This window comes from Escherichia sp. WS1118, assembly GCF_046487695.1.
Taxonomy (GTDB): domain Bacteria; phylum Pseudomonadota; class Gammaproteobacteria; order Enterobacterales; family Enterobacteriaceae; genus Escherichia; species Escherichia coli.
Genome location: NZ_JBJQIZ010000002.1, coordinates 208,240 through 221,727, shown reverse-complemented (window position 1 = coordinate 221,727; position 13,488 = coordinate 208,240). Strand labels below are relative to the sequence as shown.

The following is a 13,488-nucleotide window of genomic DNA, read 5'->3' as shown; positions in this document are numbered from 1 at the left end:
TTGATGATAAACCAGCCACAAGCTGTGTCGCTAATTTATTTCAGTTCGGGGAAGGAAAAAAGCGAGGATTTAACACTGTGTCGGATAGCGTAATGGCTTACCCGACACAGCAATGTATCACACTGTTAGCCCGGCAGGCAAAATATCTGCCAGGCGTACCAGAATTACGCGTCGAACGGGTCGCGCAGAATCATGGTTTCAGTACGATCCGGACCGGTAGAGATGATATCGATCGGCACACCGGTCAGCTCTTCAATGCGCTTGATGTAGTTCAGTGCCGCCTGCGGCAGGCCACTACGATCTTTCACGCCGAAGGTGGATTCAGACCAGCCCGGCATGGTTTCGTAAATCGGCTCTACACCTTTCCAGTCGTCAGCTGCCAGCGGAGTGGTAGTCACTTCACGACCATCCGGCATACGGTAAGCCACGCAGAGTTTAACCTCTTTCAGGCCATCCAGAACGTCCAGTTTAGTCAGGCAGAAGCCAGACAGGGAGTTCAGCTGTACCGCACGACGAACGGCAACGGTGTCCAGCCAGCCGGTACGACGACGACGACCCGTAGTTGCGCCGAATTCGTTACCCTGCTTGCAGAGGAACTCGCCAGTTTCATCAAACAGTTCGGTCGGGAACGGACCTGCACCCACACGAGTGGAGTAAGCTTTGAGGATACCCAGAACGTAATCAACATAACGCGGGCCCAGGCCGGAACCGGTCGCCACGCCACCAGCAGTGGTGTTGGAAGAAGTTACGTACGGATATGTACCGTGGTCGATATCCAGCAGCGTACCCTGCGCACCTTCAAACATGACGAAATCGCCACGCTGACGCGCCTGGTCGAGCAGGTCAGAAACGTCAACAACCATAGAAGTCAGGATGTCGGCAACAGCCATCGTATCATCCAGAACTTTCTGGTAATCAACCGCTTCAGCTTTGTAGTAGTTAACCAACTGGAAGTTGTGATATTCCATCACTTCTTTCAGTTTTTCAGCGAAGGTTTCTTTGTCGAAAAGGTCGCCAACACGCAGACCGCGACGTGCCACTTTATCTTCATAAGCAGGCCCGATACCACGACCGGTGGTGCCGATCGCTTTCGCGCCACGCGCTTTCTCACGCGCGTTATCCAGCGCAACGTGATAATCAAGGATCAGCGGACATGCTTCGGACAGCAGCAGACGCTCACGAACGGGGATGCCACGGTCTTCCAGTTCTTTCATCTCTTTCATCAGCGCAGCCGGAGACAGCACAACACCGTTACCGATGATGCTGGTTACATTCTCGCGGAGAATACCTGATGGAATAAGATGGAGAACGGTTTTTTCACCGTTGATTACGAGAGTATGGCCTGCGTTGTGACCGCCCTGGTAGCGTACAACATATTTAGCCCGTTCAGTCAGAAGATCGACGATCTTACCTTTACCTTCGTCACCCCATTGGGTGCCCAGTACGACGACGTTGTTACCCATTTTTCAAAATCACCGTTTGCTTAAAAATGGATTCTACCATCGCTTTTTCAGAGTTACAGCACTTTTTGCACTCAAAAATGACCTCGATCAGTCTGTTTTTTGTTCAGCCAATCGTTTTCCTCAACATGTAGTAGACCACAACGCCCGCAACCACAAGTCCACCGCCAAAACGACGTAAAATATTATCGGGCAAATTGGTCATCGCAGAGATCATCTTCTTCCATGCCTTCGGGTAAAGCATCGGCCCTAAACCTTCCAGTACCAAAACCAGGGCAAGCGCCAGCCAGATTGTCGAATTCATTCATTATCCTTATAGAAAAAGAAAACCACCGACATCCCTGAGGATGCGGTGGCTTTATTGACCTGTACCGCAGTCGTTATATTAACGCGTTGCGGAAGTCGGCGTCTTCATGTAGCGGAAGAAATCGCTGTCCGGGCTCATGACCATCACGTCCTGATTGCCAGAGAAGCTGTTCTCATAAGCACGCAGGCTACGGATGAATGCGTAGAAGTCCGGATCTTTACTGAATGCATCAGCAAACAGTTTGGCTGCTTCTGCATCGCCTTCACCACGCATGATGCGGCCCTGACGCTCAGCTTCTGCCAGCGTTCTGGTCACTTCATAGTCGGCAGTCGCGCGCAGTTTTTCCGCTTCTTCCTGACCTTGTGAACGGTGACGACGCGCTACCGCTTCACGCTCGGCGCGCATACGGTTGTAGATCGCTTCAGACACTTCGGTCGGCAGGTTGATCTGCTTAATTCGCACATCGACAACTTCAATACCCAGCGCCGCCATACTGTTCGGATTGATGACCGGAACTTTGCCCTTCGTCTCAGCCGTTACGCGCTCTGCCGCTTCGGCAATGGCGTTATCTGCTGCAGGGGTAGTAACTTCATCTTCTGTACCCGCAGAACCGGAGTTCAGCGCGTCACGTACTTCGAGGGTCAGACGACCACGAGAATCGGTGACGATGTCTTTCACGTCCAGGCGACCAATTTCAGAACGCAGACGGTCAGAGAACTTACGTTTCAACAGCACTTCCGCTTGCGAAATGTCGCCACCACCCGTTGCCAGATAGTAACGGCTGAAATCGCTGATGCGCCATTTGATGTAAGAGTCGACGATCAGGTCTTTCTTCTCTTTGGTCACAAAGCGGTCGGCCTGGTTGTCCATGGTCTGAATACGTGCGTCGAGCATTTTCACCGTTTCAATGAACGGTATCTTGAAATGCAGACCCGGCTCATAAACCAGAGGTTTGTTGTCATCGTCACGCAGTACCTTACCAAAACGCAGCGTAATACCGCGCTCACCTTCTTTGACGACAAAGACAGACATGTAAAGCACTACCAGCACGATGATGATAATCGCGATAACTGACTTACGCATCGTTATTCCCCCTGACGCTGGTAGTCGTTACGCTGCGCGTTGGCGCGGCGTTGGTCCATAATATCGCCCTGACTGGTGGACGACGTGTTGCTTGCTCCACTGGTTGTGGAGGAAGAGGCTGGCGGCAGACGCAGCAGATTGCTGGCACCGTTATCGCTCTTCGCCGCAGGGGCGTTACCACCTTTCAGCATCTGGTCTAACGGCAGAACCATCAGGTTGCCACCTTTGTCGTTAACCAGCACTTTGCGGGTGTTACCCAACACTTTTTCCATCGTCTCGATATACAGACGCTCGCGAGTAATTTCCGGCGCAGCTTTATATTCCGGCAGAAGTTTAGCAAAGCGCGCCACTTCACCCTGAGCTTCCAGGATGGTCTGGGCCTTGTACGCACGTGCCTCTTCGAGGATACGTTGCGCCTGACCGTTCGCACGCGGCTGAACTTCGTTGGTATACGCTTCTGCTTCACGAATGTATTGCTGTTCGTTTTCACGCGCGGCAATCGCATCGTCAAACGCCGCTTTTACTTCCTCCGGCGGACGAGCAGCCTGGAAGTTGACGTCCAGCAGAGTGATGCCCATGTCATACGGACGAATCGTCTCTTCCAGTTCGCGCTGGGTATCGCTACGAATCACGGTACGACCTTCCGTCAGAATGCGGTCCATGGTGTATTTACCGATAACCCCGCGCAGGGCGCTGTCGGTAGCCTGACGCAGACTGTCATCCGGGCTGGTCACGCTATACAGATATTTTTCCGGATCGGTGACGCGGTACTGCACGTTCATCTCAACGCGCACTACGTTCTCGTCCGACGTCAGCATCACACCAGAAGCTGCCAGTTCACGCACGGCTTCCACGTTCACCGGTTTGACTTCGTCGATAAACGTCGGTTTCCAGTTCAGACCCGGCTCAACCAGATGGCTGAATTTACCAAAGCGTGTTACCACGCCACGTTCGGCTTCTTTAATGGTATAGAAACCACTGGCCGCCCAGATAATGACAATCGCTGCCGCTGCGATGGTAACGACACGACCGCCAAGCTGCGGGCGCGGGCCTTGCGATGAACTGCCACCGCCAGATCCGGTGCCTTTACCGCCGCCCAGACCACCGAGCTTTTTGCTCAGTTTGCGGAAGATATCATCTAAATCAGGTGGCCCTTGATCGCGACCGCCTTTGTTTCCATTTCCCTCAGAGTTGCCGCCAGGTTTGCTGCTTCCCCACGGGTCGCGGTCTTGTCCGTTATTACCGGGCTGATTCCACGCCATGTTTGTGCTCCATATTTGTTATGCGGTGATCCCTGTTGTCTTTCGACGCCAGAGGATATGACTCCACGCTTCAGACGCTACGCCGTTAGATCAGGTAATCGATCAACGCCGGTTCTTGTTTGCAGAGGCGACGCCAGTCAACGATCGGCATACGAACTTGCAGACTTACGCTGCCGTCCTCCTCCATCCACTCTTTTTCTATTGCCTGAAGCTGATAAAAACGACTTCTCAGGCGCCCTTCCTGCGGCGGCAGACGCAATGTATGCTGCGCCACCTCGCCGGAAAGACGCTCCGTCAAAGCCTGAAAAAGCTGTGGTATCCCCGCTCCGGTCTGCGCAGAAAGCCAGACACGGATCGGTTTGTTCTCTTCATCTCTGTCAATACGCGGTTCGAAATCGTCCAGCATATCGATCTTGTTCATCACCAGCAGGGTTGGGATCTCGTGAGCATCAATCTCTTCAAGAACCGTATTCACCGCTTCGATGTTTTCTTGTACACGCACATCCGCCGCGTCAATGACGTGCAGCAGCAATGTGGCTTGCCGCGTCTCTTGTAACGTGGCTTTAAATGCCGCCACCAGATCGTGCGGCAGGTGGCGAATAAACCCTACGGTATCTGCCAACACGGTTTCACCGACATCCGCAACGTCAATACGCCGCAACGTCGGGTCGAGGGTGGCAAACAACTGGTCTGCCGCGTAGACCCGCGCTTCGGTGATGCGATTGAAAAGAGTAGATTTACCGGCGTTGGTATATCCCACCAGCGAAACAGTAGGAACGTCGGCTTTGATACGCGATTGCCGCCCCTGCTCACGCTGCTTTTCAACTCTTTCCAGGCGCGACTGTATCTGCACGATGCGATTACGCAACAAACGACGGTCGGTTTCGAGCTGGGTTTCACCCGGACCACGCAAACCAATCCCGCCTTTCTGTCTTTCAAGGTGGGTCCAGCCACGCACCAGGCGCGTAGCCAGATGGCGCAACTGCGCCAGCTCAACCTGCAACTTACCCTCATGGGTACGCGCACGTTGGGCGAAAATATCTAAAATAAGGCCGGTGCGGTCGATGACACGACACTCGCACAAACGTTCCAGGTTACGCTCTTGCGCCGGGCTCAGGGCATGGTCAAAAAGAACGACCGAAGCACCCGTCGCTTTGACAGCTTCCGCAATTTCAACTGCTTTACCTTCACCTACAAAATACTTTGGGTGCGGCGCTTTACGGCTACCGGTAATCACCTGCAATGCTTCGACACCGGCGGAAGAGACCAGAGATTCAAACTCCTGGAGGTCTTCCATATCTTTGTCTTGCGTAAAATAGATGTGTACCAGTACCGCCTGCTCACCAGCATCATAACGGTCAAACAAGCGTATAACCCTCTAAATAGATCAGCGGGGAACGCAGGATCGCTGGCTCCCCGTGTAAAAAAACAGCCCGAAACCTTATTCGGTTTCTTCGCTGTCCTGTTGCGCGGAAGTATTCTGCGCGCTGCTACCATGATGATAGTTACTGCTGGTACCGCCACCGGCGTTGTTACTGTGATGAGAAACCGGGCGAGACGGGACAACAGTAGAAATCGCGTGCTTGTAAACCATCTGGCTGACCGTGTTTTTCAACAGGATCACGAACTGATCAAAAGACTCGATTTGTCCTTGCAGCTTAATACCATTCACCAAATAAATAGAAACTGGAACACGTTCCCGACGCAGTGCGTTCAGGAACGGATCTTGTAAAGATTGCCCCTTAGCCATTCTCTCTTTTCCTTATATGCTTATTTGTACTTTGAATCTTTCGATTCTGAAAAAATTGCGCACGATACGTCTCAATTGTACACATTCAGCCTGCGATAGCACCAACAACCTGTAATACTTCGTCACGCGCCTGTTCTGGTTTTTCACTGTCAAGCCAGTGAACCCCTTCCCAACCACGCAGCCAGGTTATCTGCCGCTTCGCCAACTGTCTCGTGGCGCAAACACCTCGATAAACCATTTCATCGTATGAGATTTCGCCTTCAAGGTAAGACCACATCTGGCGATAACCCACGCAACGAATGGAAGGCAAATCCGTATGCAAATCTCCTCGGGCAAAAAGCGCCCGGACTTCTGCTTCAAAACCTGAAGCCAACATCTGATGAAAACGCTGCTCAATTCGTTGATGGAGCAGTTCACGGCTCGCCGGGGCGATGGCGAACTGATGCACCTGATACGGTAGAGCGTCTCCTGACGTTTGCGTCAGTTCCGTTAAAGTTTTACCCGAAATGAAAAAAACTTCCAGTGCCCGGGAAAGCCTTTGTGGATCATTTGGATGAATCCTTGCTGCCGCAACCGGATCGATCTCCTGAAGTTGACGATGCAATGACTCCCAACCTTGCTCTGCCGCCTGTTGCTCAATTCTGGCCCGTACTTCCGGGTCTGCCGACGGTAGCGGCGACAACCCTTCCAGCAATGCCTTGAAATACAACATCGTACCGCCCACTAACAGTGGGATCCGCCCCGCCGCGGTGATATCGGCCATTTCCGCCAGCGCATCGCGGCGAAAATCAGCAGCCGAGTAAGCCTGCGACGGATCGCGAATATTCAGCAATCGGTGCGGCGCGGCGAGTAACTCTTCAGCGTTCGGCTTCGCCGTCCCGATATCCATCCCTTTGTAAATAAGGGCAGAATCAACGCTTATCAACTCTACTGGTAAAATTTTACGCAGCTCAATGGCTAACGCCGTTTTACCGGAGGCCGTCGGCCCCATCAAAAAAATCGCCTTAGGCAGGCTCGCCTTACTGATATCACTCATCTTTCAGGGCTTTTATCGCCGGATGTAAATCAACAGATTGTAACAGACCACCCGGCGGCGTTTTCACAAGTTGCGGACATAACCGTTCCACGTCCGCCAGCAGGGTTATGGCCTGTGCCATTGACCACTGCGCATGTTCGCTCATCAGATTTCGTGCAATCCACTGCGCAATATTGCCAGGTTCGAATACGGACTGCTTCGCCAGGTAGCCTATCAGTTCAGGAATCAAGATTTGTAAATTTTGTTGGCGTAAGGGTAAAGGCACGGCCCTGATGGTCACATGCTGTGCATCGGACTGGAAATCAATACCCAATTCCGCCAGGGCAGACTGCGTTTTTTCTAATGCCGATTTTTCTTCACCAGAAACTTTTAGCCGCAACGGAATAAGCAGCGGCTGGGCGCAAACTGGCGCTTCACCCGGCGTCAATTGTGCCTGACGCAGCCAACGTTCTGCCACTGGCAAGGATAAAAGTGAAATGTTGCCATCGCGCTCAAGCAACGCACAGTCGGAATGGACGATAGTCAGTACCCGACCAAAACTCTGACTGTTCGCCGCAAGTGCAGGTTCCTGCGGTTCTGGCGCTTTTGGTTTTTGCATCGGCGCGGGCGTTTGCAAAAGCTGGCGATACACTTCACCTTGCTGTTTCTGGTAACCTGGCTGCGCATTCGGCCAGGGGGCAGCCGGACGACTGCCTGAGGCGGGCGCAGGAGAGTAGCGCGGAGCTACCGGCTCACGAACTGCCGGTTCAGCAAAGTGGTTGCGCCCCGCCGCCACGCGATTTTCCGGAATGGCACGCGGTGCAGGTTGTGGTTCATCGTCCAGCGGTAGCGGCGTTTCCAGTTGCTGTTGTAGCACGCTCAGCACGCCCTGATAGATAAAGTCATGCACCAGACGCGACTGATGGAAACGCACTTCGTGTTTGGCAGGGTGCACGTTGACGTCCACCTGATGCGGGTCGATCTCCAGATACAGCACAAATGCCGGTTGTTGATCGGCCCCCAGTTTGTCTTCGCAGGCCTGGCGGATCGCGTGATTGATCAGGCGATCGCGCATCATGCGACCGTTCACGTAGCAATACTGAATTTCTGCCAGGGCGGGCGTGGTGTGATTCGGATCGGCCACCCAGCCGCGCAGGGTGAGATCGCCGTGTTGCCATTCAATCGCCAGCGCTTGTTCGAGAAAAGCGGTGCCGCAAATCGCGCCTAAGCGCCGTTCTTTTTGCCCGCCTTCCGGCACTGCACGGTACTGACGCACAATTTTACCGTTATGCGACAGGTTGATCGTGACGTCGAAACGCGCCAGCGCAATGCGGCGAATAATTTCATCGATATGGTTAAATTCGGTTTTCTCGGTGCGCAGGAATTTGCGCCGCGCCGGGGTGTTGTAGAACAGATCCAGCACCTCCAGCGTCGTTCCCACCGGATGCGCCGCCGGTTTAACCGTCACGTCCATATCGCGCCCTTCGGCATAGGCCTGCCAGGCTTCCTGTTGTTCTGCGGTGCGTGAAGTGAGCGTCAGGCGGGAAACCGAACTGATACTCGCCAGCGCCTCACCGCGAAAGCCCAGGCTGATAATGGCTTCTAGATCGTCCAGAGAGGCGATTTTACTGGTGGCATGACGCGCCAGCGCCAGCGCCAGCTCGTCTTTTTTGATACCGCAGCCGTTATCACGAATGCGAATAAGTTTCGCCCCACCGCGTTCGATATCAATATCGATACGCGTCGCACCTGCATCGAGGCTGTTTTCCACCAGTTCTTTGACTACCGACGCAGGTCGCTCGACCACCTCACCTGCGGCAATCTGGTTCGCCAGTTGTGGCGGTAAGACCTGAATTGGCATCAATCGTCCTTAGTTTGGCAGCGTGCGATCTGGCGTCGTCACCGTACTGGCCGTTTGTGCCGTTGCACCCTGCGGCGCAGATTGCATCGGATGCGCAAGGAAGTAATTGCGCAGGCCTTTGTAAATGGCTTCTGCCAGCTGTTGTTGGTAATCGTCGCTCGCCAGCAAACGTTCTTCGCTGTTGTTACTGATAAAACCGGTTTCGACCAGTACTGACGGAATATCCGGCGAACGCAGAACGCCGAGACTCGCGTGTTCTGGTCGGCGTTTATGTATTTCGCCAATGCGTTGCAACTGGCTGATCATACTGGTCGCTACATCATACCCTACACGCTGGGAATGACCGAACTGTAAATCCAGCACCGCCTGGCTTAAATAGGGGTCAGACTGACTGTTCGCCAGCACATCGCCCGCTCCGCCCAATAGCTCCGACTGTTTCTCATGCTGTTCCAGCCAGCTTGCCATTTCGCTGTTGGCGCGACGGTTAGAGAGCACCCATACGGAAGCGCCAGTCGCACTGCGGTTCGGTGCTGCATCGGCATGAATCGACACAAGGAAATTGGCGTTTTGCTTACGTGCCACATCGCTGCGCCCCATCACCGAGATAAAGTAATCCCCGTCACGGGTTAAAACGCCTTTAAACATCGGATCGTCATTGAGCAAAGTACGCAATTTACGCGCGATGGCGATGGTGACATTTTTCTCCCGCGTACCACCGGGGCCGATAGCGCCAGGGTCCTGACCGCCGTGTCCGGCATCAATAGCGATGATAATTTTATCGCCAGTGTTAGCCGTCGCGCGCGCAGCCGGTCGCGTTACCGTATTACTGCTGATAACACCCGTAGTGCGGTTACTTTCAGTTTTAAACGGATTGCGCGCTGGTTCACTGACGCGCGGTGCGACAACCGCAGGCGTTTCAACGCGTTTCGCAACCACAGGCGGCGGAGGAGGCGGTGGCGGCGCATCGGCGTTAATCGTAAAGACGACAGTGTAATTGCTGCCATTCTGCCGCTTCACCGCTTCGGTTTTACCGTTTTCGGTAAGATCGACCACCAGCCGTAGCGTTTGTGCATCTTTAGGCGTTCCGGAGCGAATCGCCTTCACCAGATTATTACCGCTGAACAACAATGGCAGTCCCTGAATCACGCCCGTTTGTTTGATATCGAGCGCCACGGTGCGTTTGCTTTGATGGCTAAACGCATAATCAGGATCGCCAATAAAACTCAACGTTATCCGCGCCTGTTGATTACCGTTAGAAACCTGAATATCAGAGAGCGTCGCGGCACCCACCTGCGCGCACAGCAGCAGCAACGTCGCTACCAACCAATTTCTGATGCGATACATCATCCCGCCACCTTTCAAAGGTTAACCGGCTAAACGCGCCAGCAACAATTCACCCGCAGAGGAAACCGCACTCACGCGCGCCTCACGGCCTTGTGCCTGATAATCAATGTGTATTTCGACATCCGGGTCAGGAAGAACACCTGTACCTTGTTGTGGCCACTCCACCAGGCAGATGGCATCGTTGGCAAAATAATCGCGGATCCCCATAAACTCCAGCTCCTCGGGATCGGCAAGGCGGTACAAATCAAAGTGATAAACCATTAAGTTGTCGAGCGTATAGGGTTCGACCAGCGTATAAGTGGGGCTTTTGACATTACCCTGATGGCCCAAAGCCTGCAAAAAGCCCCGGCTAAAGGTGGTTTTACCTGCGCCTAAATCGCCATACAGATAGATTACGGTTGCGCCATCGCAGGCTTTCGCTACCCGCTCGCCCAGGTCTAATGTTGCCTGCTCATCAGGGAGCGGAATTACTCGATTCATCATGGTTTTTATCAGTCACTTCCGGGTTAACAATACGCTGTAGCGTGGAAAAGAGATCGGTTGCCAGCATCCCGCGCGTTCCAAAACGCGCCGCCAGTACGTCGGCTGCCGCACCGTGCGCGACACAGCCCGCACAGGCTGCATCATAAGGGCTCATTTTTTGCCCAAGCAATGCGCCAATAATACCAGAGAGCACATCGCCCATGCCGCCGCTCGCCATGCCTGCATTTCCGGCATCAATAATGCCTAAAGCGTCAGGATGGGCGGCGACCACGGTTCCGGCACCTTTCAGCACCGCTACGCCGCCATAACGTTGTACCAGACGTTTGGCGCAATGTAAGCGGTCACTTTCAATTTCTGCTACGGAACAGCCTAACAACCGTGCGGCCTCGCCAGGATGCGGCGTGATCACGCGATTGTGACGCTTATCGGGATTGATTGCCAGCAGGTTCAATGCATCGGCATCCCACAACATCGGTTTGCGAAAATTCTCAACTTTTTGCAGGGCTTTTTTCCCCCACTCTTGCTGGCCCAGACCGGGACCAATCACCACCACATCGGCCCATTCCAGGCTTTCGGTAAGAGAGTCCATAGTCAGTTCATGCACCATCAATTCTGGTCGTGCAGTCAGCAGCGGCGCAATGTTCTCACTGCGGGTCAGTACTCGGACTAAACCAGCACCAGCACGTAGCGCCGCTTCCCCCGTCATACGAATAGCCCCCGCCGTGCCGTGATCGCCACCGATAATCACCAGCCGCCCGTGATCGCCTTTATGCGAAGTCGGGCGACGCGGTTTCAGCCAGTGAGAAAGTTGTTCTGCCGAAAACCGCTGAATTTTCGTCTCCTGACCTGCCAGCCAGCTATCCAGCCCCAGTGAGTCAAAATGCAGTTGTCCTGTAACATCCCGCGCTTTTCCAGTGAGCAAGCCTGGTTTCAGCGCAATAAAAGTGATGGTGTGATCGGCGTTGATCACCGCGCCTGGCGTAGCGCCAGTTTCAGCCAGCAGGCCGGAAGGGATATCAACCGCCACAATCGGCGCAGGATGGGAATTAGCGTGGTCGATTAACTGGCTAATGGATTCACGAGGCGCTTGCTGTAATCCGGTACCGAGCAGCGCATCAACAATCAGATCTACCGATTCGGGCCAGACAATATTCGAAGCATGGATCTCGCCTCCCGCGTTTAACCATGCTTCGCGTGCCAGCGCGGCCTCTTCCGGCAACGGTTTGTCACTTTCCTGGGCCAGCAGCGTGACATCAATACCGACCGCTTTGGCCAGTCGCGCGACCACGTAGCCATCGCCGCCGTTATTACCATGACCGCACAGCACCAGCCAGTGGCGGGCGTCAGGATAAGCCGAACGACACACCTGGAATGCGGCTTCGCCAGCGCGAAGCATCAGCTCATAGAGTGTGAGCCCCAGCGCATCTGCCGCCTCGCGTTCTCCGCGGCGGATATCGTCGGCGTACCAGACGGTGTGTGGTATACTTATGGGGTTTTTCTTCATTGTATGGTCCGTCATGTCAGAGCCCCTCGATCTCAATCAGTTAGCGCAAAAAATTAAACAGTGGGGGCTGGAACTGGGCTTTCAGCAGGTAGGTATTACCGATACCGATCTCAGCGCGTCCGAGCCCAAACTGCAAGCATGGCTGGACAAACAATACCACGGCGAAATGGACTGGATGGCGCGTCACGGTATGCTACGTGCCCGCCCCCATGAGTTATTGCCCGGTACGCTGCGCGTGATCAGCGTGCGGATGAATTACATTCCTGCTAACGCCGCATTTGCCAGCACGCTGAAAAACCCCAAACTCGGCTATGTTAGCCGTTATGCGCTGGGCCGTGACTATCACAAACTTCTGCGCAACCGACTCAAAAAGCTGGGCGAGATGATTCAGCAACATTGTGTTTCGCTGAATTTTAGACCGTTTGTCGATTCTGCGCCTATTCTCGAGCGCCCGTTAGCTGAAAAAGCAGGACTTGGCTGGACAGGTAAGCACTCACTTATCCTCAATCGCGAGGCCGGTTCGTTCTTCTTTTTAGGCGAATTGCTGGTCGATATTCCGCTGCCCGTGGATCAACCAGTCGAGGAAGGATGCGGTAAATGCGTGGCCTGTATGACGATTTGCCCGACCGGTGCCATCGTCGAGCCATATACCGTCGATGCTCGCCGCTGTATCTCTTATCTCACCATCGAACTGGAAGGGGCGATCCCGGAAGAGTTGCGACCGTTAATGGGAAACCGTATTTACGGTTGCGATGACTGCCAGCTTATCTGCCCGTGGAATCGCTATTCGCAACTCACTACAGAAGACGATTTCAGCCCGCGTAAGCCGCTACACGCACCGGAACTCATTGAGTTATTCGCCTGGAGTGAAGAGAAGTTTTTAAAAGTCACGGAAGGTTCGGCGATTCGCCGTATAGGTCACCTGCGTTGGCTGCGTAATATCGCCGTAGCATTAGGCAATGCCCCCTGGGATGAAACGATTTTGACAGCGCTGGAAAGTCGTAAAGGTGAGCACCCACTTCTTGATGAGCACATAGCGTGGGCGATTGCGCAGCAAATCGAGAGACGAAATGCGTGCGTGGTCGAAGTGCAATTACCGAAAAAACAGCGTCTGGTTCGGGTGATTGAAAAAGGGTTACCGCGTGACGCCTGATTCATCCACAGCTTGTGAATAAAAATAAAAACGCATTGCAATTCAAGCCGGAAAAAATCGTCAAGTGATCGATACGACAAAACGAAATCTTAATTTTTAACTTATCTATCAATAGGTTAAAAAAATACTATTCACCGTGCGAAGTTTCTTTGAAATTAAGATTACGGCCTGAGGCTGTGGATAACTCTGTTTACAAGAGTTTGTCAGAGACAACAAAAACCAGCAATAACGCATCGCGTCGCTGTGGATATTTTATTGAGAGAAGA

General features: G+C 53.5%; 13 protein-coding genes. 1 reads left to right on the top strand and 12 read right to left on the bottom strand.

Going from position 1 to position 13,488, the window contains the following annotated elements; translation table 11 throughout:
• Positions 1–164 precede the first annotated feature (164 nt).
• The 11 genes from purA to nnr form a co-directional block, all read right to left on the bottom strand.
• Positions 165–1,463, bottom strand: coding sequence for an adenylosuccinate synthase (purA, locus tag ACJHYO_RS04465; RefSeq protein ID WP_000527955.1), 1,299 nt, complete (start codon positions 1,461–1,463; stop codon positions 165–167).
• Positions 1,464–1,566: 103 nt separating this feature from the next.
• Positions 1,567–1,764 (bottom strand): DUF2065 domain-containing protein, encoded by a 198-nt coding sequence (locus tag ACJHYO_RS04460; RefSeq protein WP_001089295.1) that lies wholly within the window; start codon positions 1,762–1,764, stop codon positions 1,567–1,569.
• A gap of 81 nt (positions 1,765–1,845) precedes the next feature.
• The gene (gene hflC, locus ACJHYO_RS04455; RefSeq protein WP_001232412.1) at positions 1,846–2,850 is read right to left on the bottom strand and encodes a protease modulator HflC; all 1,005 of its coding nucleotides are present in this window, start codon (positions 2,848–2,850) and stop codon (positions 1,846–1,848) included.
• A gap of 2 nt (positions 2,851–2,852) precedes the next feature.
• Positions 2,853–4,112: an FtsH protease activity modulator HflK gene (gene hflK, locus ACJHYO_RS04450; RefSeq protein WP_000312479.1), complete on the bottom strand. Its 1,260-nt coding sequence runs from the start codon at positions 4,110–4,112 to the stop codon at positions 2,853–2,855.
• An 85-nt stretch (positions 4,113–4,197) separates the two neighbouring features.
• Positions 4,198–5,478 carry a ribosome rescue GTPase HflX gene (hflX, locus tag ACJHYO_RS04445; RefSeq protein ID WP_000460357.1) on the bottom strand — a complete coding sequence of 427 codons (1,281 nt, stop codon included), beginning with the start codon at positions 5,476–5,478 and terminating at the stop codon, positions 4,198–4,200.
• A gap of 75 nt (positions 5,479–5,553) precedes the next feature.
• The gene (gene hfq / locus ACJHYO_RS04440; protein WP_001051883.1) at positions 5,554–5,862 is read right to left on the bottom strand and encodes an RNA chaperone Hfq; all 309 of its coding nucleotides are present in this window, start codon (positions 5,860–5,862) and stop codon (positions 5,554–5,556) included.
• Positions 5,863–5,947: 85 nt separating this feature from the next.
• Positions 5,948–6,898, bottom strand: a complete 951-nt coding sequence (miaA, locus tag ACJHYO_RS04435) for a tRNA (adenosine(37)-N6)-dimethylallyltransferase MiaA (protein WP_001280357.1) — start codon at positions 6,896–6,898, stop codon at positions 5,948–5,950.
• Positions 6,891–8,738, bottom strand: coding sequence for a DNA mismatch repair endonuclease MutL (gene mutL, locus ACJHYO_RS04430; protein ID WP_033555750.1), 1,848 nt, complete (start codon positions 8,736–8,738; stop codon positions 6,891–6,893). The genes miaA and mutL overlap by 8 nt, the downstream gene beginning before the upstream one ends.
• Positions 8,739–8,747: 9 nt before the next feature.
• Complete coding sequence (gene amiB, locus ACJHYO_RS04425; protein ID WP_000990294.1) at positions 8,748–10,085, bottom strand: N-acetylmuramoyl-L-alanine amidase AmiB; 1,338 nt, start codon at positions 10,083–10,085, stop codon at positions 8,748–8,750.
• An 18-nt stretch (positions 10,086–10,103) separates the two neighbouring features.
• Complete coding sequence (gene tsaE, locus ACJHYO_RS04420; protein WP_000981977.1) at positions 10,104–10,565, bottom strand: tRNA (adenosine(37)-N6)-threonylcarbamoyltransferase complex ATPase subunit type 1 TsaE; 462 nt, start codon at positions 10,563–10,565, stop codon at positions 10,104–10,106.
• Positions 10,537–12,084 carry a bifunctional ADP-dependent NAD(P)H-hydrate dehydratase/NAD(P)H-hydrate epimerase gene (nnr, locus tag ACJHYO_RS04415; protein ID WP_077769761.1) on the bottom strand — a complete coding sequence of 516 codons (1,548 nt, stop codon included), beginning with the start codon at positions 12,082–12,084 and terminating at the stop codon, positions 10,537–10,539. The genes tsaE and nnr overlap by 29 nt, the downstream gene beginning before the upstream one ends.
• On the opposite strand from nnr, the gene queG reads away from it, so the two are divergent.
• Positions 12,083–13,222 (top strand): tRNA epoxyqueuosine(34) reductase QueG, encoded by a 1,140-nt coding sequence (gene queG / locus ACJHYO_RS04410; protein ID WP_085455660.1) that lies wholly within the window; start codon positions 12,083–12,085, stop codon positions 13,220–13,222. The two genes, nnr and queG, sit on opposite strands and share 2 nt — an antisense overlap.
• On the opposite strand, the gene ACJHYO_RS04405 is transcribed toward queG, so the two are convergent.
• On the bottom strand, positions 13,205–13,258 hold the full coding sequence (locus ACJHYO_RS04405; protein WP_010723271.1) for a hypothetical protein: 54 nt from the start codon (positions 13,256–13,258) through the stop codon (positions 13,205–13,207). The two genes, queG and ACJHYO_RS04405, sit on opposite strands and share 18 nt — an antisense overlap.
• Positions 13,259–13,488 lie beyond the last annotated feature (230 nt).